The sequence below is a fragment of the candidate division KSB1 bacterium genome, from assembly GCA_034506395.1.
Lineage (GTDB): Bacteria > Zhuqueibacterota > Zhuqueibacteria > Thermofontimicrobiales > Thermofontimicrobiaceae > Thermofontimicrobium.
The window spans coordinates 1-22,121 of sequence record JAPDPQ010000028.1 but is presented as its reverse complement, the minus strand read 5'-3'; the positions used below and the strand labels follow the sequence as shown (position 1 = coordinate 22,121).

Below are 22,121 nucleotides of genomic sequence, written 5' to 3'. Positions count from 1 at the left end.
GCAATTTTTGCGCATCGAGGTCACTTTAGGTTGTTAAGATCAAGGCCTTAGCTTAAAATAGCGGAGCTAATATGAATTTGGTGTAATATATAGAAATTCGATTAATATGTCAAGGGAAAATTTTAACCACTGGTAGTCATTTTTAAATCGGCTTAATATTTGCTTTCATGTTTCAATTTTTTTTTATATATTTTGATCTGTTTGAGTTGGTGCAAACCGAATCGCGGCATTAATTTGAAAATAACCCGCCATGAGTAATTCTTAGGATGGCAAATATTTGGTCAGATCATTTCTCATGGATTGGCTACCTCGAAGTTTAAAAAAAATTAACGAAACCTGTATTATAAAGAGACAGTGTTACATTCTTGATAAATTCTAGATCCAGCATTGTCTTTAAAAATTTTTATTAATATTGATTTGCAGGACGAAAAAAAGACAATAACAAAAAATGAACACGGCATAATATTTGTAGCGACTTAGTATTATCAAAGAGCACATGATGCTCAATTCCCTACAACAGACATGACCCGAGATTCTGCATCTTCGCCTTTCAGCGCTGGTCGATTTACTTAGATTATTTTGCCTAATAAAAAATTGGTGAGGTAAACAAGATGAATTGGAAGTCTTTGTCCTGGTTAGTGATTTTTATTTTTAGTATATCAGGTTTAGTTCAAGCTGGTCAGTTGACCTCAGTGATCGCAACCCCTTCCGATAACAAGGCCGGTGCCTTTACGATTTATACCTTTTCATTTCGAACATCAACCGTCGGTAATGGTTCGGTTGTCGGCTTGCCAGCCGATGGAAAAATCCGAATTACTTTTCCAGTTGGGTTCAACGTTGCTGAGGCGGAGATTGCCAGTGCCACTGATCCCCTGGTGCTCAATGGTGGGCTAACGGCTACTGGGAGCGGCAGCGTCATCACCGTGGTGCGAGATTCGACTGGCAATTTGATTTCAGGCGATAAAGTCGTCGGCCTAAAAGTCGCCATCATTCGAAATGATACGCTGGCTGCCTCTGGTTATTTCGTCACGATTGAGACGTTGGAGAAAAATGACACGGTCATCGATTCTGGTTCATCTGCGACATTCGTCATTACTCATAGTAGCTTAGCTACTTTTAAATTTGACCCAATTCCTAATCAGGTTGCTGGGAGCAACTTTTCTATCAAGATCACTGCTAAAGACTTTTATAATAACACGGTCACTTCTTTTAACGGGGTAGTCGCATTATCAGACCTCACCGGATCGGTCGTTCCAGATACGACCACCAATTTTATCTCAGGAGTCTGGAACGGAACAGTCCTCATTACTCGGACCCATGCGGACAATAAAATTACTGCAACCAGCCAAAACAAGACCGGAAATTCAAACACATTTGTGGTGAGTCCAGGCAGTTTGCATCATTTTGCTTTTCAGCCCATTTCCAGCCCACAGACCGCAGGGATCGGATTTCCAATCACCATTACCGCAGAAGATGCTTATAATAATATTGTAACCACCTTTACCAATTCGGCGACACTTTCGGACAATACTGGCAGCATCGCACCAACCATGACCAGCGCTTTTAGCGGTGGACAGTGGGCGGGGACTGTCACCATCACGAAAAAACAGAGGGATGTTAGGATCACAGTTTCAGCGAACAGCGTCTCTAGCCAATCGCAATCATTTAATGTGCAAGCTAATAGCGTGGATCATTTCGAACTCGCATCGATTGCTTCCCAAACCGCTGGCGTGCCTTTTTTGATCGAAGTTACAGCCCGAGATCAGTATAATAACCAAGTGGATCAATTTGATGAAACGGTGAACATCAGTGATGACACGGGAACGCTGACTCCTACTGTGAGCGGCAACTTTGTCGATGGTTATTGGGCTGGAAATGTCACTATAACTAAGGCTAAAACAAATAACATAATCCGAGTGCAGCGGACAGCCAATGGAACACAATCGGGCTCATCTAATGGTTTTGATGTCGGTTTTAATACCCTTGACCGTTTTGAGTTCTACCCCATTGGAAGTCCTCAAACGGCTGGCGTTATGTTCCAGGTCAGGATCGTGGCCAAGGATGCTCATGGAAATACTGTAAGCAATTTCACTGGTATGACCGCAACCCTTAGCGATTTAACCAATACGATTAGTCCCAATACCACTGGACCTTTTAACCAGGGAGAGTGGATTGGAAACGTCATGATCACCAAGAGCTGGTTGGCCAATCGAATTTCCGTCACTTATGGGAGCAAGAGTGGGACTTCTAACGATTTCAATGTCAATGCGCATGATCTCGATCATTTCCAGTTTGCATTTATCTCCAGTCCCCATTTTGCCGGTCAATCTTTTCAAATCACAATTACCGCTGAGGACATTTATGGTAACCGAGTGACCTCTTTTTCGAACGCGGTCACATTGAATGATGCGACTGGGTCCATTTATCCGACCTCAACTTCAAATTTTGCACAAGGTCAATGGTCTGGCGCCGTTCGGATTACGAAAAGCCAGAGCGATGTGACGATCACTGCAACCCGGGGTTCTATCACTGGTCAATCTAACCCATTTAACATCGAGCCCGCCAGCCTAGACCATTTTTCGATCGCGACGATCGGGACCAAAGCTGCCGGAGTCCCATTTGCAATTACCGTCACAGCAAAAGATACCTTCGAAAACCGAGTTACCAACTTCAATGGTACCGTTTCGATCCAAGACCTCACCGGGACTATCACACCGAATGCCAGCGGGGCGTTTGATCTGGGACAGTGGAGCGGCGATGTCACCATTACTCAGGTGAGGAATGGGGATCAAATTACAGTCACAAATTCTGGTGGCTCTCAAACCGGGACATCCAACAGCTTCGATGTCATCGCCGGCAATATCGATCATTTCGAGATCTCAAATATCGCAAGCCCGAAGACCGCTGGAGTCTCATTTGCCGTGACCATCACGGCGAAGGATGCAAATAATGCGACTGTAACGAGCTATAATGGTACGGTTAATCTAAGCGATCTCTCTGGGACGATAAGCCCGATTGTGACGACCAATTTCGTCAATGGGGTTTGGACTGGTGATGTGACCATTACCCGAAGTTATACAAATAACAAAATCACAGCCACGGGTGCGGGAAAATCGGGCAGCTCCAATTTATTTAACATTCAGTCGAATTCATTGACGCATTTTAGTTTCGCCACGATAACGAGTCCCAAAACCGCCGGTCAGCCGTTCTCGATCACGATCTCGGCCCGTGATAATTATGAGAACATCGTCACTTCATTTTCTGGAACTGCAACGCTCTCCGACAATACTGGCAGTTTGTCTCCGACCGCTAGCGGACCATTCAGTAATGGTGAATGGACTGGCAACGTGACAATCACAAAAGCCCAGAATGATGTAGAGATCACTGCGACGCAGGGAGGCGCAAATGGCACTTCAAACAAATTTAACGTCCAGGCTGCCGCATTGCATCATTTCAGCCTCAATAATATCAGTAGCCAGCAATCAAATATCCCATTCAATATCACAGTGATCGCTCGGGATCAGTACAATAATATAGCCACTCAGTTTGCTGCCAAGGTGACCATTTCGGATAAAACCAATACGATCAGTCCGACGCTAAGCGATAATTTCGCTAATGGCCAATGGTCTGGCAACGTGACAATTACCCAAGCCTATACCAATAACGCCATTACTGTGACACGGCAAGGAGGCACTGAGACCGGGACATCGAACAATTTTGATGTGACTGCCAGTGCGGTGGATCATTTTGTGATTTCAACTATCGGCAATCAGATAGCTGGCCAGCCATTTAGCATTACCATTCGCGCCGAAGATGCGGCCAATAATTTGGTGACCAGCTTCAATGGAACTGCCTCGATCAGCGATTTAACAAGTTCTATCACCCCGAAGACAACGGGGTCCTTCACTGGGGGCCAATGGAGTGGCAGCGTGACGATTACGAAGAGCCGAGCAGGGAATACCATCACCGCCAGCAGCGCTGGAAAAACTGGCACATCGAACGCCTTTAATGTGGATCCTGCCGCATTGGATCATTTTCGCCTTTCATCGATCACTAGCCCCCAGGTCGCTGGCACAGCTTTTTCGATTACAATTACTGCTGAGGACGCATATAATAATAAAGCCACCAGTTTTACCGGAACGGTGAATCTGAGTGACAATAGCGGGAGTATCACTCCATCAGTTTCGAGCGCGTTCTCAAGTGGTGAATGGACTGGCAATGTGACGATTACCAAGAGCATTACCGATAATGTAATTCAAGTGACAGGAGCGGGCAAGACGGGGCAATCCAATGGGTTCAATGTCATTGCTGCCAGCCTACACCATTTTGTACTGGGAACCATCACGACCCAATCGGCTGGTTCACCGTTCGCGATTAGCGTGACCGCTCAGGACAATTACGGGAACACCGCGACTCAATTCACCGGTAAGGTCAATATTTCCGATAAAACCAATACGATTAGCCCAACGGCCAGCGGCAATTTTATTAATGGGCAATGGACTGGTAACGTGGTCATCGCTCAGGCGTATGCTAATAATGTTATCACCGTGGTGCGACAAGGGGGGAGTGAGACCGGAAGTTCGAACAGCTTCGACGTCATCTCCAGTTCAGTCGATCATTTTGTGATCTCAAGCATCAGTAATCAAGTGGCGGGGCAGCCGTTCAGCATCAGCATTCGCGCCGAAGACAGCAATAATAATCTGGTGACCAATTTCACTGGGGTCGCCTCGCTGAGCGACTTGACGAATACCATCAATCCAACCACAACTGGTAGTTTCTCAGGAGGACAATGGTCGGGAAGCGTCACTATCACTAAAAGCCGGACAAATAACACCATCACCGTTACGAGCAGCGGAAAGGCTGGGATATCCAATTCGTTCAATGTCAATCCAGCAAGTCTGGATCATTTTCGGGTTTCGACCATTGGGAGCCCGCAGGTGGCCGGGCAACCGTTCTCTATCACCATTACCGCTGAAGATGTGTATGAGAATAAAGTTACTTCTTTCATCAACACAGTGAATCTCAGTGAAAGCACCAACTCCATTACCCCAACAGTGACCACCAATTTCTCCAGTGGAGAGTGGACTGGTCAGGTAACGATCACCAAGACCTATACAGATAACATTATTAATGTGTCTGGCTCAGGAAAATCTGGGCAGTCCAATAAATTTAATATCAATCCTGCCAACCTCCATCATTTTGTGATTGGGACCATATCTACACAAGCGGCCGGGGTCCCATTTGCGATTGCGGTGACGGCGCAGGATAATTACGGCAATACAGCAACCCAATTTACTGGTAAAGTCAACATTTCGGATAAGACCAATACCATCAGTCCAACGGAGAGCGGTAATTTCAGCAACGGCCGTTGGACTGGCAATGTGGTTATCTCCCAGGCCAATAGCAACGATGTGATTACTGTGGTTCGACAGGGGGGCAGCGAGACCGGGAATTCCAATGGTTTCGATGTCATTTCTAGTTCAATCGATCATTTTGTTATCAGTACCATCAACAATCAAGTGGCTGGTCAGCCGTTCGCGATTACCATTCGTGCTGAAGATAAGAACAATAATTTAGTGACCAGCTTTACTGGCACTGCCACACTTTCAGACTTGACCAACACCATCAGCCCGACAACGACCACCAATTTCACTGGTGGGCAATGGTCGGGCAACGTGACGATCACCAAAAGTCGGACTGGAAATACAATCACAGCGACGAGCAGTGGGAAGGCTGGTACGTCAAATGCTTTTAATATTTCCCCGGCAGGGTTAGATCATTTCCGCTTTCAGGCTATCCCAAGCCCCCAGGTAGCGGGTAATCCCTTTTCCATCACCATCTATGCTGAGGACCCGTACGGCAATCAAGTGACCTCTTTCCTCCAAACCGCCAATTTATCGGATCCTACTGGAACAATTTCGCCCGCGGTAACTTCGAATTTCTCCAACGGTAGTTGGACTGGGAACGTGACCATCACGAAAAGCCAAACGGATGTGACGATCACTGCATCCCAGAGCGGTAAGAGTGGGCAATCGAATATCTTTAACGTGAACCCCGGTGCTTTGGCGAGTTTTCAGATCGGTAATATCAGCACCCAAGCGGCTGGCGAACCATTTGCCATCACTGTAACCGCATTGGATGCCTATAATAATATCGCTACGCAATTTACTGGCACGGTAAACATCTCAGATTTAACCAATACCATCACTCCGACAATTAGTGGGAATTTCAGTGCTGGAAAATGGACTGGGAATGTGACGATCACGCAGGTTCGACAGAACAATCGAATCACGGTAACCAACACCGGCGGTTCTCAAACCGGTCAATCCAATCTATTCAATGTCATTGCTAGTTCGGTTGATCATTTTGTCTTCGATAATATTACCAGCCCAAAAACCGCTGGTGTGCCATTCCAAATTACGATCACGGCAAAGGACAAAGATAATAATACGGTTACTGGATTCACTGGGACTGCTGCGCTATCGGATTTGAGCGGGACAATCAGTCCAACGACGACTGGAAATTTTGTGAATGGTGTCTGGCAGGGCAATGTCACGATTACTAAGAGCTGGAGCAACAATCAAATCACCGCTACAAGCAGTGGGAAAGCAGGCCAATCCAATGCTTTTTCCGTTGTTCATAATGTGCTTGACCATTTTGAATTCGCCAATATCCCAAGCCCCAAAACAGCAGGCGTTTCGTTTCCGATCACCATTAAGGCCAAGGATATTTATAACAACGTGGTGACCAGCTATAATTCTTCGGTTATTTTGACCGATAATACTGGGACGATCACTCCGACGAGCACGACGAATTTCACAAGTGGCGAGTGGACTGGCAATGTTCGGATTACGAAGAAGCAGAACGATGTATATATTGTGGCCAGTGGCTCGGGAAAACTCGGTCAATCGAATTTCTTCAATGTCATCCCCAATAATCCAGTCTTATTAAAAATTCGTGACGCGGCTGGTGGCAGCGGTGTCGAAGTTGGGGCATTGAATATGTCATTGGATGATAAGATTACCCTGTATGCGGCTGGGTACGATGCCTACAATAATTATGTCCGCGACATCATCTCGAATTGGAGGGCGAGCGGGACGCTCGACCAGCCTTCACCGACGTTAGGTCGGTTTACGGTATTCGATCCCAAGACACCTGGAACCTCGGGCAAAATTCACGCTGATTCCACTGGCCTTCAGTCCGATTCCACTGGAACGATCACTGTTGGCAGCATTGCTTATGTAAAAGTCAGGACTGCACCCGATGGAGCAGGAATCGAATTGGGCAATACGACGATCACAGCCGATCAGAATTTGGTGCTCTATTGCGCTGGCTACGATGCAGGGAAGAATTTCATTGGCGATGTGAGCGTCCAGTGGCGGTCGATTGGGATTTTGACGCCAAGTGTGAATGATACCGGTAAATCGGTTAATTTCCAGCCAACCAAGGCACCTGCCTCGGGACGGATCATCGCAGATCATCCCACGGCGATCGATGATTCTACGGGCATAATCACCATTGTTCCCGGTGCACCGGTGGGCGTGATATTGCTTTCCGCTAATCCATCAGTTATTCCAGCGAATGGCTCGAGCACATCAATCATCAGCTCTGAAAAGATCAAGGATGCTGATGGAAATACCATTGCTAAAAATACCCAATTTACAGTGACCACAACGCTGGGGACCATCACCACGACGGATGTCAACCCGCTCATTCAAGGAGTGCAGGTGGCTGCCGATGATTCGGGCAAGATTCAATTCACGTTGCGATCCGCCACTGTTGGAGGGACAGCATATGTCAGTGTGAGCAGTGTTAATGGCAGCGCAGTGGGCAATGTCGTGGTGACAATGAGCAATCTCAATATTGTTTCAATCTCAAGCAGCAAGACGGCAGTCTCACGGGGCCAGGCCAATGTGCCCGTGGATGTTGTCGTTCAAAACCTTGGGACCAGCACGATCACCAATCTGTCCGCTGGACTGATTTTCAAAGGTCCAGCGCCTTTATTTGAGAATCGCAATGCAGATTTTCCCAGTGTGGTGCGCACCGATGGGATCACCAGCATCCCAGGAGGGGCCAATCGAACCCTTACATTTAATGTCTCAGTGAGTGGTACGGCAAAGACCGATACAGTGACCATTGACGCCTGGATTTCGGGCGAGATCAGCAGTGTGACTGTGACCGATACGTTTGCCGTGACCAAGCATAAATGGGAGGTGCAGACGCCACCGCTGCTCAGAATTACCCGTATCAATTCGTTATTGAGTGAAGTAGCACAAGGTCGGGCCAATGTCGCTGTCTCAATGAGGGTGTTGAATCAAGGGCAAGCGAGTGCCAATATTAGCTCTACTGCCCTAAGTTTCTGGTCGAATAACTTTGGGAAGGATGTAACCAGTGAGTACCAGATTGTCCCTGCACCCAATAACCCAACCGTTGTGCCTGGAACCGCTGTTCCCCAGATTTTTAATTATCTGGTGAGCGTAAGCACAGGAGCATCATTGGGAGAGGTGGTAATTAATGGACGATTAACTGGAAGTGACGCAAACTCTGGGACTACTGTAGTGGTCAATGTTGCTGATACCACGCATAAATGGCAAGTCAAACCAGCACCATTAGTGGGCATCAAGCAATTTTCACCGTCCCAATCGGTGGTAACCAAAAATCAGACCATGCCATGGCAGTTGATTATGGTCATCGAAAACAAGGGCGGGACCGTGGTCAAATTGGATAGCGCTTCCGTGGCGTTTTTCCTGGTAGGCAACAATATCAGCTCCCAATACTCAGTGGTGAAGCCCACTAAATTTCAAAAATCCGGCACAAATTTGCTTGCGGCTGGTGGAATCGATACGCTGAAGTTTATCGTCACGAAGACCGGCTCAAGCGTTGGGCAAGTGGTTATTACTGGCAAACCGTTCTTGAGAGATCAAGCTTCGGGTAATCCGATCAGCATCGATGAAACGTATGCCGGCATCATCGTTCAGGAGCCTGCGGCCTTGCGGATCACCAACCTGATTCCGTCTCAGAATAGCGTGACCCGAAATCAGGGACAGGATTGGACGGTGAAAGTGATATTGAATAACGAAGGCGGGTCGGATATCGCAATGGTATTGCAGCCGACGAAAACATTTTTAACGTTCAGCCTGGCAAATGATTTCGTAATCAAATATCCGACAGCGCTCAATAGCGGTCGGCTAACCCTGCCGGGAGGTACGATCGATACATTGACCTATATTATCGATGGGACCACCATGACGACGGGCAACTGTTTCATTTCAGCTCGAGTCACTGGGGTTCAGACCACGAGTGGTGATACCACTGTGGCGACTTTTCAGCGGACTACGCCAATCGTGATTGAACAACCTGCGCGGCTCAAGATCGTCTCTGTTATTAATCAGGCACAAAATGCGCCATTTGTCAATCGCGGTCAGGTCTTCTCATTGCTTGTGACACTTGAGAACAATGGCCAAGACGAAATCAAGCAAGCGACTGTGACCATGACTTCCAATCGGGGTTCAATCCCTGGAGGAATGAGCAAAGTGTTCACAGATATTACTGGCAATGGCGGACGGAAGGAGCAAGCTTTTAGCATCAAAGCTGATTCATCTGCCGCCGCAACCGAGGTCTTTCAAGTGAAAATAACTTCAGCAGAAGCGCAGAACACTAAAGAGCCTGCAGCCGTGATCTATGAATCGGCATCCGATTCGACCGAGAGCGTTGTGATCCAGAACCCTGCTACATTTCAGATCACCAATGTGATCTCACCGGATACGATCCGAGCTTCGCAGATCGAACCGTGGAAAATAGCATTGGTTGTTCGCAACACAGGCATGGCGGCCGCAGCGATCCAAGCTCCAGCTCCAGAGAATATTGTGATCAAAGTGAATAACATCGATCATCATGACTATATTATCGCTCCCCCGATGGAATTGCAGGGAGGAGGGCTCATTTTATCAGGCGGCCGGACCGACACTTTGGTTTATACGGTAACGATTTCTCCCACCAATGCCGGGCCAGCAAGCATCGAAGCGGTCTTGTCAGCTAACGATCGCAATAATCAGAAACTGCTCATTTCACCTGCTCGTCGGGACTTTTTCATCCGTTCATCTGCTGCAGTGCAATTATTGCGCACCGAGGTGCTCTGCAATAATTATGATGGCGCAAAGGGATTGGTAAATCGGGGACAAAACTTTGCAGTGAGACTGACACTCCAAAATCTGGGACGCAAGAAGGTGAAGGATGTGAGGGTCAAGCTTACCAATACTGGAGGCTCGATCATCACTCAGCCACAGCTTTCGATCCCATCAATCGAATACAATGAAACCCGTTTCGCTGATTTTGATGTCATCGCCAATCCCAATCAGACCGACCTTAATGAGGTGTTCACTTCGGCGATCGAGTCGGCGATTGAGTTTGATACCGGCCTTCCGGCAGATATCGATAACACTGCCAACAATAAAGCACGGATTGCGGTATATGATTCTGCCAAACTTGCGCTGACGGCCTGGGCGATAGACAGCGTATTCACTACCAATCAGAGCTTCCAAGTAAAGGCGCTAGTGAGAAATTTGGGAGTCATGCCAGCCGACGTCGATGATAGCGGTGTGCTACGACTCTCTGTGCCCAAAGACTATCGGATTATTGTCGGTTCCGACAGCATTCCTAATAGCCACATCAAGTTATTTAAGCCGAATCAAGAGCTCGAATGGACCATTGTTACGCCAGAATATGCTTCGGGGCCGGATACGATCATCCTCGCGATCGATGTTGCGCCGAAAGACAAGAACATCGACCAGCGCGCACTGGTGGCGCAGCGCACCGATACCATAGTGGTTCGCACATTGGCGACCAATATCCTCTATAAGACGGTAATCGCAGAACCCTCTGGTGCGACGGATCGGATTGTTTCCACTTATCAGACATTCAAGGTAAAATCTGATATTCAATTTTCAGACAATTTGAAAGATGTGACTGCGACGCTCATTTTGCCTGATGCTGAGCCAACTTATAATTTCCATTCCACAATAAATCCGACCCAATCGGTGCAGAAAGGCGTCCCAGTTTACTGGAGCATCGATGCCCCGCCGGTTCCAGATGGAGATTTTCGATTGTTTCAGATTCGGATCACCGCGAAGGAGCGCGGTACGCCGAAGGTATATTTGGATTCGCTCTGGGTGAAAACCGTGGCCCGCGCCAAGCTGAAATTTGTGCGAGGCATTGCCTATCCCGAGGCGGCCAAAAACGGCAAACTACGTGTCGGTCGACCGTTTGGGATCAAAGTTGAAATCAAAAATTATGGCGTGGCCGGCGTTGCTGGCGCCGGGGAATTGGAGCTCAATCTGGGGTCGACTGGCTGTCGGCTTGCCGATACAACGGATACGCTGGTGAAAAGTTTTGTCGTCGATAGCGCGCTGACATGGAACTTAATTGCCCCGGATGTTCCGACTTCCACTTCGCCCATAATTATCAAATATCTCAAAAAGCCGAACGATGAAAACACCAATCTGCCAGCATTCGATGACGATAGTACATTTACTCGGCTGGACGTAGCGACTGTGAGCGGCGGCAGCATCGGCATCGCGTTGAAATTGCTGGGACCCGCTGGTGCTGTGGATGGCGTCATCTCAACCCAGCAGATCATTCGGGTAGAAGCCAATGTGACTGCTATTGGGGTAGATAGCTTGCGGGCGCGATTGTTGCCGGGCGACTTCTCGTTTGACGCTGATATCAAACCGACTCAATCGTTCCGTTCCGGCGAATCGGTGCAATGGCGTTTGAATGCGCCGGTAGATGCCAGGTCCCGAGCTGATGTCCAGGTTTATGCCTGGGGTTATGACCAGCAGGACGAAACGGTTCTGATCCAAAGCGATACTGTCGGTCTTTCGTTCGCGGTGATTCGTCGAGCTGAGGCAGAGGTGATTGCGGCCATTGTCTCGCCCATGGGAGCTACTGATGGAAAAGTATCAGTTGGCCAGAAGTTCACTGTTCGCGCCCATCTGGAAAATTATGGCGATGCCAGCTTTACCAACGATCCATATTATCTCGAACTGGTGCTCCCGGCAAATTATACCACCCAGGACCCATTACGACGGGCGACCACTGGGCATCAGGAAGTGGAATGGCTCATTGAAGCGCCAGCTCAGCCGATGCCTGCGGCGACCATTGAGGTCCGCGTTCCTGCTACCCTGGGTCCAAAGGACGAAAATTCAGGAGCGGAAGCTCATTTCTGGCAAGAAAAGCGGCGCAGTTTCTTTGCAATTGAGACCATTCGGAAAACAGTGATCATTTCAACCATCGACATCAATCGCACGCCGAACACTGTGGTCAAAGGTCAAACGCAGGTTCCCATGATGGGAATTCGCATCTTCAATCAGCAGGAAGATGAATTCTCTAATAATGTGATCCTGAACGGCTTCAATCTCGTCATCAAAGATCGTTTGGGAAATCCCATCGAAAATCCAGCTCAGGTAATTTCTAGAGTCGCTGTCACAGATTACCATGATCACGATCGTATCTACGGTCAAGTGACTAGTTTCAATACTGGCGCTGTCATCCCATTGGTGCTTTCCCAGCCAGATACAGTGCATCCGGGCCGCGCTGATTCTATCGATGTGATCATCGATATCGCTGCCGAACCGACGATCAATAGCGTATGTTTTTCAATCAATGGCGATAGCAACATCTTCGTTCAAGAGGCATTGACATTCAATCGGCCACAATTGAAGAACCTATTAGACCAATCAGGCGCCAATTTGAAATTGGCTTCTGATTTTTGCTTGATCAAAGCGGATAATTTAAAAGAATATTTTGCCAATTATCCGAACCCATTTGGCAGTCCAAGCCGTCCCACCACGACCATTACTTATTATTTGACCCAGGACACTGACGTGGACATCAAAATTTATACGCTGGTTGGAGAACTGGTTTGGTCTCGGAGTTACCGCGCCAGTGATCCCCAGGGAAGAAAAGGCCCGCACGATGGCGATGTGGTCTGGGATGCTACCAACGATAAGGGATATCGGGTACTGAATGGCGTATATATTATTTACATCAAGACCGGCACCGGCGAGACGGCTATGACTAAGGCTGCGGTGATCAAATAATAACCAAAGGCGATTTAAACCCTTCGAAAAGCACGGATGATGGCCGTGATGTATTTAAGAATGAGAGCGCATTTATCCCAAGGTGACTGATCGCTATTGATCTCGGATAATGAGCAAATTGTATATCTCGCTTTTGTTGATCAATAACTTTTAATGCTTAACGCATGGCGTGATGTCAACAAATTGAAAGCTATTGGTTGCCAGTTTACTTCAGGCGTTTACGCACAACGGCGAAACCACCAATTCAGAAGCATTAAAACAGCGAGTGGAGCAGTTCAATTTCAAAGTGGTGGGAATGATATTCGTGAGAAAGGCCATTGTAAGTTGTCCGTTGTCTGTAGTTCGTTGTCAGTTGTGTGAGCGAGAGATACAGAATAAATTGTGATTCCCTCGGATAAGGGATTGTTGACGATAACAAGCCATTTTATCTTTTGGCCTGTCGGCTGCGGGAGTGAAGGGATATAAGACGCATTGAAAGTAAATTGAATTTTTTCTTGACAATTCACGTAAAATATTTTATATTGAAACCAACTAATATTCCATAATTATAGACTTGCAACCGCACACGATTTGAATCATGATGAAGCTACAATGAATTATCCCAGGGGATGCTGATGATAGAACAAAAGTATAAGCTGTTACTTTATTAACAAAGCCACATAATCTCTCTAAACCTAATCATAAATCATCTTCCTCAGACAGAATAACTTATTACAACCTTTTCACATGCTCCCAAAAATATTCCCTTGCATAATAAAATTTTTCTGCTATATTCTTACCCTTTAAAACCTACTCTCCCATAAAGTTAAAATCAATATTTGTCTAAGTAAATAATAATTCAAGAACCATAATAGCCAAATATGAATCTATCAGAATTTCTATTAACCCAATCCAATCAAAAACGAGCCTTTGAACAACGCCGTGCCAGAACCCTATTGTTCGAAGGTATCGAATCAAGCTCGGATCAAAAAGAGCAACAGTTTCCACAGATTAGGAATTTGCTCGATCAAATTTCGGAGGCAACGGATGTGTTTTTTCCCGAGCCTGTGCAGCAGGAGATTTACAGCGCTGATACGGGCACGCACATCATGCCAGAGATTTTCAAGAATTTGCTCGCCGATATCAAGCTGGCTTTTATTATCCGACCTGGGTGTGTCGAGGATTTGCGGCGGTTCGTCATCTGGGCGGGTGAGAATCGGTGCAATTACACGGTGCGAGGCGCTGGCACTTATCCGTTTGGCGGGTGCGTGCCTTTGAAAGGCGATGTTTTGGTCGATCTCTCCTATCTGGATTTTCTGAAATTGGATGAGGAACATGAAGCGCTGTTGATCGGAGCAGGTGTACTGTTTCCTGACGCCAGAAAATATTTGCAGGAGCGGGGCTATGCCTTGCGCCAGGAGACGACCAATCGCAGCAGTGGAACAATCGCAGGCTGGATCGCCACAGGTGGGATCGGATTGGGCAGTTTCAAATATGGGCATGTCAAAGAGTCGGTGCTGGAATTGATGATCCTTCAGCCTGATGGAGAGTTGATTACGCTCCAACCAGGCGATGAGACATTCGATTTTTATTTCGGCAGCGAAGGGCAATTCGGAATTATCGTGGGCGCTGCGCTCAGGGTTCGCAAGGAATCGTTTGTGCAACGGCCGTTCGCCTTTTCGTTTCAGAGCGCCGAGGATGCGCACCAATTCATGGGAATGCTTTATGAGGCTAAATTGAACCCGACCTCGATCATCTATTTTGATCCATCGTACTTAGCCCAGACCTACCAGATTGAAAAGGAACACATCGAGCACCGTTCAGCTGAGGCGCTCAAGACCAACGATCAACTGCGGCTGGCCGATGCTCGAGAGGATTACGATCTCATCGAGGAGATCAAGGACGAGGCGCATGTGATCGTGCTGCATTTTGATGAAGCGAGCGATTATCAGCAGGCGCTGAAATCCCGACTGTTCGGCTCTGGCGGTGAGCAGCGGCGGGTCAATCATCTAACCTATCGGCAACTGACTACGGCGATGGCGCATCTGCTGTGGGAGCATCGCTTCCTGCCCGTGCAGATGAAGCAGAAGGGACCTTCGCTGTTGGTGAGCGAAACGATCCTGCCGTTTGCGGCTTTTCCAGCCTATCAGCATTTGTTGGGCAAAATCTTTGACAAAGTGTTTGATATTGAATTGAAATATGAAGCCCATCTGCTGCCCAATCACGAAATTCTGGTGCAATCGATTTTCCTGGCAGATACACGAACGTTTCGTCATAAAATTTATTTTGCGCTGGTGCCATTGATGGCGCAGGTAGCGCATTATTTCGGCGCCAAACCCTATGGCATCGGCTTATGGAATTATTTTTTCATGAAAAAATGGCGCCAGGTCTATCCCCAAAAAGCAACCCAATTTGCTGCGTTTAAAAAGCAGAGTGATCCAAATGGGCTGATCAACCAGGGCAAATTTCTCAATCCAAAGGGACAGAAACTGGCTTTCAAAATAATGAAAATCATCACGCCATGGTTCAGCCAATGGTTTGTCAGCACCTATCATAAACGGCTGGAGGGGAAGCGGCTGCTGCTGTCCTATCCGCTGGAAAAAATAGTCTGGAAGACGATTCAGATCGTTTTTCCACGCATCGTGCCGCCGCATCTCAAAGCCAACGGCAAAAATCCGATTCTAGAAATGATTTCGGTCTGCGCCGAATGTGATAGTTGCGAGCGGGTCTGCCCGACGTCGGATGTGTTCGGTCTGTACGGGCCTGCTACGCCGATCACTCGCAGGCTGACGGCGCATCGCATCGCAACCAACCAGCCGATCAGCCAGCGGGAGGCGTACGGATTTCTGGCCTGCACCCGATGCGATAATTGCACCCATATCTGTCCCACGAATATCAATTTGACGAAGGTGTTCGATCTGGTTGAAGAAGATGAGCGTTTTCAGCGGGCGTTGAATTGGCGCAGTTAAGGACATGGGATTAAATAAAATGACCAATTTCAAATTTAGGATAGCTGCAAACAACGATAATCGGACTATCAACTGGGTAATCCTCCTTCGGCGGATCTTTATTATGGTAGAGATCCGACAAGGGCAGAGTTATTTTTTCTCACGTCCTAAGACGATTGCGTCTTAGCCTGTTCACCGACAACGAGTTGACAAAAACATTAATATGCTTTCAATTTTGATTCATAATTCTCACCTGGTTGGGTAAAATTAGCATGGTAAAAAGTTACATTGACTTTTTTATTGACAATTGAAGGGAAAAATTTTATATTAAAAGCAATCAATGTGTTATAGAATCATAGCTATTTCTGATTTGAATGTGGAGATACCAATGTCAATTAAAGAAGCCCAGGATACCGAATTTAAAAGTGACTGGCGAGATGAACATCTGAAAGTAGTTTCTGCTTTTGCAAATAGCAAGGGCGGAACGCTGATTATTGGTCTCAATGATAAGGGACAACCTGTCGTTGTGGAGCACGTCAATAGACTTTTAGAGGATATTCCCAATAAGATAAGAAACAGACTTGGCATCATTCCCTTCGTCGAATTAGAAAAGGTAAACGAGCATGAAATAATTAAAATAAAGATACATCCTTCATCTGTCCCGATTTCGCATAATGGGAAGTTTTATCTCCGCACTGGGAGTACCGTGCAGGAATTGCAGGGAAAAGACCTGGCTGACTTTTTGATAAGAAAGACTGGCATTGCCTGGGACAACTCCATTGAAGATAAAGGCGATCTGAACTGTCTCAATCATACTACCATAGAAGATTTCAAGCGATTTGCTGTGGATCGCATTCCTTCAATTGTTCGTGAAACCGATTTTATCATCATTCTACAAAAATTAAATCTCATCGAAAATCAAAGCCTGAAACGTGCCGCAATTCTTCTTTTTGGGAATGAGCCACAGCGGTTTTATAGCCATGCTTATATAAAGATTGGTCGTTTTTTATCGGATACGGATATTCAAACCACTGATGTTGTTAAAGGTAATCTGTTCCAACAATTGGAAAATTCGCTGGAAATCCTCAGAACCAAGTATTTGAAAAGTAACATCAGTTACGAAGGCATCCATCGGCGGGATATTCTGGAATATCCTTATGAAGCATTACGGGAAGCCATCATCAATGCGCTCATCCATAGAGACTATTGGGGCACTTCGCACATCCAGATTAGAGTTTATTCAGATAAGCTGGTCATTATGAACGAAGGAAGTTTGCCGCCAGAAGTGCCTGTGGAAAAACTCAAAACCAATCATCTGTCCAAACCGAGGAATAAATTGCTGGCAGAAGTTTTTTACTATGCTGGATTTATTGAAGCCTGGGGCAGGGGCACGCTCATGATGGTTGACAAGTGTATCGAACAGGGATTGCCCGAACCAGAATTTATTGAAGATCATGGCGTGATGAATGTTATTTTTTATAAGGATAAATGGACAGAGGAGCATCTTAGAAAATTAGGATGTAATGAAAGGCAGATTAAAGCTGTTATGTTTATTAAGGAAAAGGGGATGATCACCAATAAGAACTATACCGAATTAAATAACATAAGCCGTCAATCTGCCACCAGAGACCTTGCGGAATTAGTGTCTAAAAAAATAATTAAACTCATAGGAGAGGGCAAAAGGGGATCACATTATATCCTTTATGAGTCAAAAATGAGGCAATAATGAGTCAAATGAGTCAAAAATGAGTCAAAAAGAATAGTAATTTCTCCAGTTTTGTATAGATGGGTATGGCGGTTATAATGAGCTTTTGGCTGATAGCGGGCGGATTTTTTCAAAATTTTTGGTCATTGAAATTTGAAAATTTATTTGGGATTTGACTATTGGAACTTGGAATTTGCAGCTTGCTGCCCTATAAAATATGGTACTAAGTTACAGGAGTGAATTTGAACCCGAATCAAAAACAAGATTTTGTCGATCGTTTCTGGGAGATCGTGAAGCAGAGTCCGCTGTACAGGGAGCACACGCTGGCCGATCAAAAGGATGAAAAATCGCACCTGTCCCATGGCGTGAAGCTGATTTATGAAAAAGGATTCGAGTACAGCCAGTTGTTCATCGATCCGCTGACCTGCATCCGCTGCGGCATGTGTTCGCATGAAAATGCCTGCATGTACGGCGCACGGGAGGGACGTCCTCGTAAAATTCCAGAGCTGAAAAATATCAATTGTGCGCTGTGTAACGCCTGCGTCAATTATTGCCCGCAAAATAAGCAGGCGCAGAAAGAGCGGATGGTGCTGGACAAATTGATCCTCCATGCGCCCGATCTGGAGGAGAAGAAATACTGGATCAAGCAGCAGAATCGGATTCATGACACGACCAAAGTCCAGCGCTCGACCTACCTGACCGAGATGGCCGATCGCTACGTGACCGAAGAGATCATCATGGAGATCGATAAAGAGGCTTCCACGGGCAAGATTCCTGTTTCGGGCAGCGGGCAGGGCGATCGGCACCAGGGCATTGGCTTTGATGCGGAACGGTTCGCCCATTTTCACATCGTGGGCCCTGCCCAGAATCGGCTGCACGAGGGCGATCCCGATGAGGAGCTTTCGGTGATCCTGGGCAAGCGGGAGGATTTCTGCAAGTTTGATCGGGACGGCAACCTGGTCAATCCCATTCACCCGACCATCAAATTGATGACGCCGATCCTGTACAACGCCATTCCGCTGGAGAGCAATGGCAAGGCAGAGCTGGCGTTCATCAAAGTCGCTGAAAAACAGAAGAGCCTGGTCGTCATCACGCTGGAGCGGCTGCTGGAGCATTATCAATTTCTCCTGAAAGAAGGCAAGTACGAGCGACTGCCCGCCGTGATCATCCCTCGGGTCGATCACGAGTTGATCCATCGGCTGATGGTCAATCCCCGCACCAATCGGGATTTTTTGATCGACCTGTGGCGCATGCCCGTTTTCGAGGTGGAATATCATCCCCAGATCGAGCGCACGCTGAACTATATTTTTGATTCGGTCGCTGCGCAAAATGGCGGCAAGCCCCTCATCTGTGGCTACCTGGAAATTTCCGAGTACGATCTCATCGGCTCGCTCAGCCTGGATGCCGAGATCAAGGAAAAGGTCAATCATTTTCTCGACCAGGGTGTGGATATTCTGCACCTGCACGGGCTGCGCAACAAGGACGAATATTACGTGACCTCGATGGCGGTGCGGGCGCTGCATCATTATCTCATGCGCATCGGCAGGCGGCACGAGGTCAGCATCATTGCCTCGGGCGGCATTCGGCTGGCTTCGGATACGCAAAAGACCATTCAGCGGGGCGCCGAAGCCACGTTGATCGATTTTGCGGCGCTGCTGGCGCTCGATCCTTCGGCCTACAAAGCCAAAATCGAGAAAAAGGCGACCACGGAAAAATTGTTGAGCCTGGACATCGACTGGGCCGTGAAGCGACTCAACAATCAGGCCGAGTCCCGCAAAGTGCAGATTCTGGAAGTACTCGGCGCATCGGGGTTCAAAGATTTGAAAAAAACCGTCGGCGAGGAGGGTCGGCTGATCGATTTCATCAAATTGGAGAATCGCATCCAGCGCCAGATTTTTGAAGATGATAATATTTTAGCCGAATACGCCAGGCTGAATGAAGAATTGATCCAGGCCGAACCCATTCCTGATGGCTCGGTGCGAACTTATTCTTCATTGAAAAATCGCATCAAGCAGGTCAAAGCGCCGCATGATTTTTATCGACTGGGCGATACCAATCAGAACCTGTACAAGCGGGATTTCGTCTGGCCTGGACAACTGATCGAATCCATGGGACGGATGGCGGCGGGCGATCTCTCTATGCTGGAATTCAAAAATGTCAAAGCCACAGGTCTGTTGGGCGATGGCTTTGATGTGATGCGGATTCTGTACAACCGTGACCCCATGGATATTCCTGAAAGCGAACTGGATCAGGTTAAGACCGCCCTGCCTTTGGATAAAAATCTGGTTCTGGAGGCGCCCTGGATGTTCGGCGGCAAATCGGTCGGCTCGATCGGATTGGATACCTGGCGTGCCCATGTGGTCGCTGCACGGGAGCTGGGCATCCAGTTCGACACGGGCGAGGGCGGCTATCCCACCTGCTTTTTTTTGAATTCCAAGGGCGAGCCGATTTTCTTCACCGAAAATGAGATTCAATTGATCAAGCCCTACTTTCAGAGCGGGCAGGATTACACGGTTCAGCAGATGCGGCAAATTTTATCGGAGCAGGGCATTACGCCAGAAAGTCATCCCGAAATTTATCAAAAGATTCAGCACTATCCCTCGCTCAAGCCGTTTCATTTTACCGTCGTGGTCGATGAGGCGGATCAGCCGTTTGTCAGCACCGAGCTGAAAACGGGTCTGTTCGGCGTGACCAAACAGACCATCAAAAAGGCTCGGCGGGTCGTCATCGCCTATAGCCAGGGCGCCAAAATGGGCATCGGCGGGCACATTCTGGCGCAGAAGGTCAACAAGCTGGTCTCGTACATGCGAGGCGTGGAAGGCATCGAGCAGTTGAACCTCGAAAAGTTAGAAGGATTGTTTCAACAGCTCCAGAAAATTCAGGCCAAAGAAAATCATCCGCTGAAAGACGTGGCGGGAGCCAGTCTGCCGACCATCGATGAGGCACAGCGAGCGGATAAAGTCACCGACGAGCTGAAAAACGTGCTCTGGCAGATTCAGGAGACGGCGTACAATTTGAACGCCCAGCATTCCATCGACCCGATTGAGTTTCAAAATATCGTCCGATCCTGCGAGGAGATCATTCAATACAGTTACAGCAGCATCATCTCGCCGTTCCCGTTCCACAACTGCTATTCGATTGAAGACGTGAAGGCGTTCATCGATGTGATTCGAATGATCAATCCCGAGGCCGTGATCGCCATCAAAGTTTCGCCCTCCATCGATATTGAATTTATTGCCACTGGGTTGGCTCGAATTGCCAAAGATAATACCGAAGAAATCGTCAGGGCAAAATTTGGTACGGAAATTCAACGCCAGGAAAATTTTTCAGCAGAGATGGCTGAATACGCCAGAAAGTATGGCATGAAGATCGAAATCTGGCTCGATGGGCCTCGAGGCGGGACAGGCGCTTCGCCCAATATCATCAAGGGCCAGATGGGCATGCACATCGAATATGCCATTCCGTTGATCCACAATCGGCTGGTGAAAGATGGGCTGCGCAACTATGTCAAATTCATGGTTTCGGGCGGCATTCGGACCTACGAGGATGTGATCAAAGCCGTGGCGCTGGGCGCTGACGGTGTGATCTGGGGCACCGCTCCGCTGGTTGCCATTGGCTGCGACCGCAATCGCAACTGTCACGATGGCTGCTCACGGGGCATCGCCACCAGCAATTTGATTTTGCAGAAGCTGCGGGATGTGGAGCTGAATACGGTGCAGATGATCAATGCCTTCACCATGATCCAGATGCAGGTGACCAGGGCGCTGGCGGCGCTGGGATTCAAGGATATTCGGGAACTGCGGGGCAGGTTCGATGCCATCCACTGGCTGGGATTGAAGGAGCGGGTGGATCATCGCTACCGCATTCGCAAAGAAGTGATCAAAGAGATCGAAAAGGATGAGCAGCTTTTTGAGGAACGGATGGCGGCACGAGCCACGGCCCAATCCAATTGCGGCGTGGCAGCGATCAACGGCACCGTGCCCATCCCTGGCTACATTCTCGACCAGGCGCTGACTGCCATGCGCAATCGGGGCATGGACGGCGTGGGCATGGCAAAGACGCTCTGTTTTCCCGATCATCCCGATGAATACGCTTATCGAATTATGGTCAAAGGCACGCTGCAAATCGATGTCGAGAAACAATTGGCGGAACAATGGCAGTCCGAAGGGAAAAATTTTACCCAGGATGATTTGCAGCGTGAAGCCCGAAACCTGGTTCTTGCCCAACGAATGGATTTGATCACTAAAATTAAAACCGTTTTTCTGGATCCTTATTTTGACTATGCTGGCGAAATCGATCCCAATAAATGTCGTGAGCGATATAAATCTAATGCATCAAGACTGACAGTTGGCTCACCAGTCATTTCGAGCGAAGCGAGAAATCTTTTTATTC

Annotated in this window: 4 protein-coding genes; all 4 read left to right on the top strand. The window is 47.7% G+C overall.

Going from position 1 to position 22,121, the window contains the following annotated elements; translation table 11 throughout:
- Positions 1-611: 611 nt before the first annotated feature.
- Positions 612-13,097, top strand: a complete 12,486-nt coding sequence (locus ONB37_15460; protein ID MDZ7401553.1) for a hypothetical protein — start codon at positions 612-614, stop codon at positions 13,095-13,097.
- 860 nt (positions 13,098-13,957) lie between these two features.
- Positions 13,958-16,045, top strand: a complete 2,088-nt coding sequence (locus tag ONB37_15455) for an FAD-binding protein (GenBank protein ID MDZ7401552.1) — start codon at positions 13,958-13,960, stop codon at positions 16,043-16,045.
- A 367-nt stretch (positions 16,046-16,412) separates the two neighbouring features.
- Complete coding sequence (locus ONB37_15450; GenBank protein ID MDZ7401551.1) at positions 16,413-17,750, top strand: putative DNA binding domain-containing protein; 1,338 nt, start codon at positions 16,413-16,415, stop codon at positions 17,748-17,750.
- A 221-nt stretch (positions 17,751-17,971) separates the two neighbouring features.
- Positions 17,972-22,121 (top strand): glutamate synthase-related protein (locus ONB37_15445; protein ID MDZ7401550.1); only part of this gene is annotated, 4,150 nt, incomplete at its 3' end.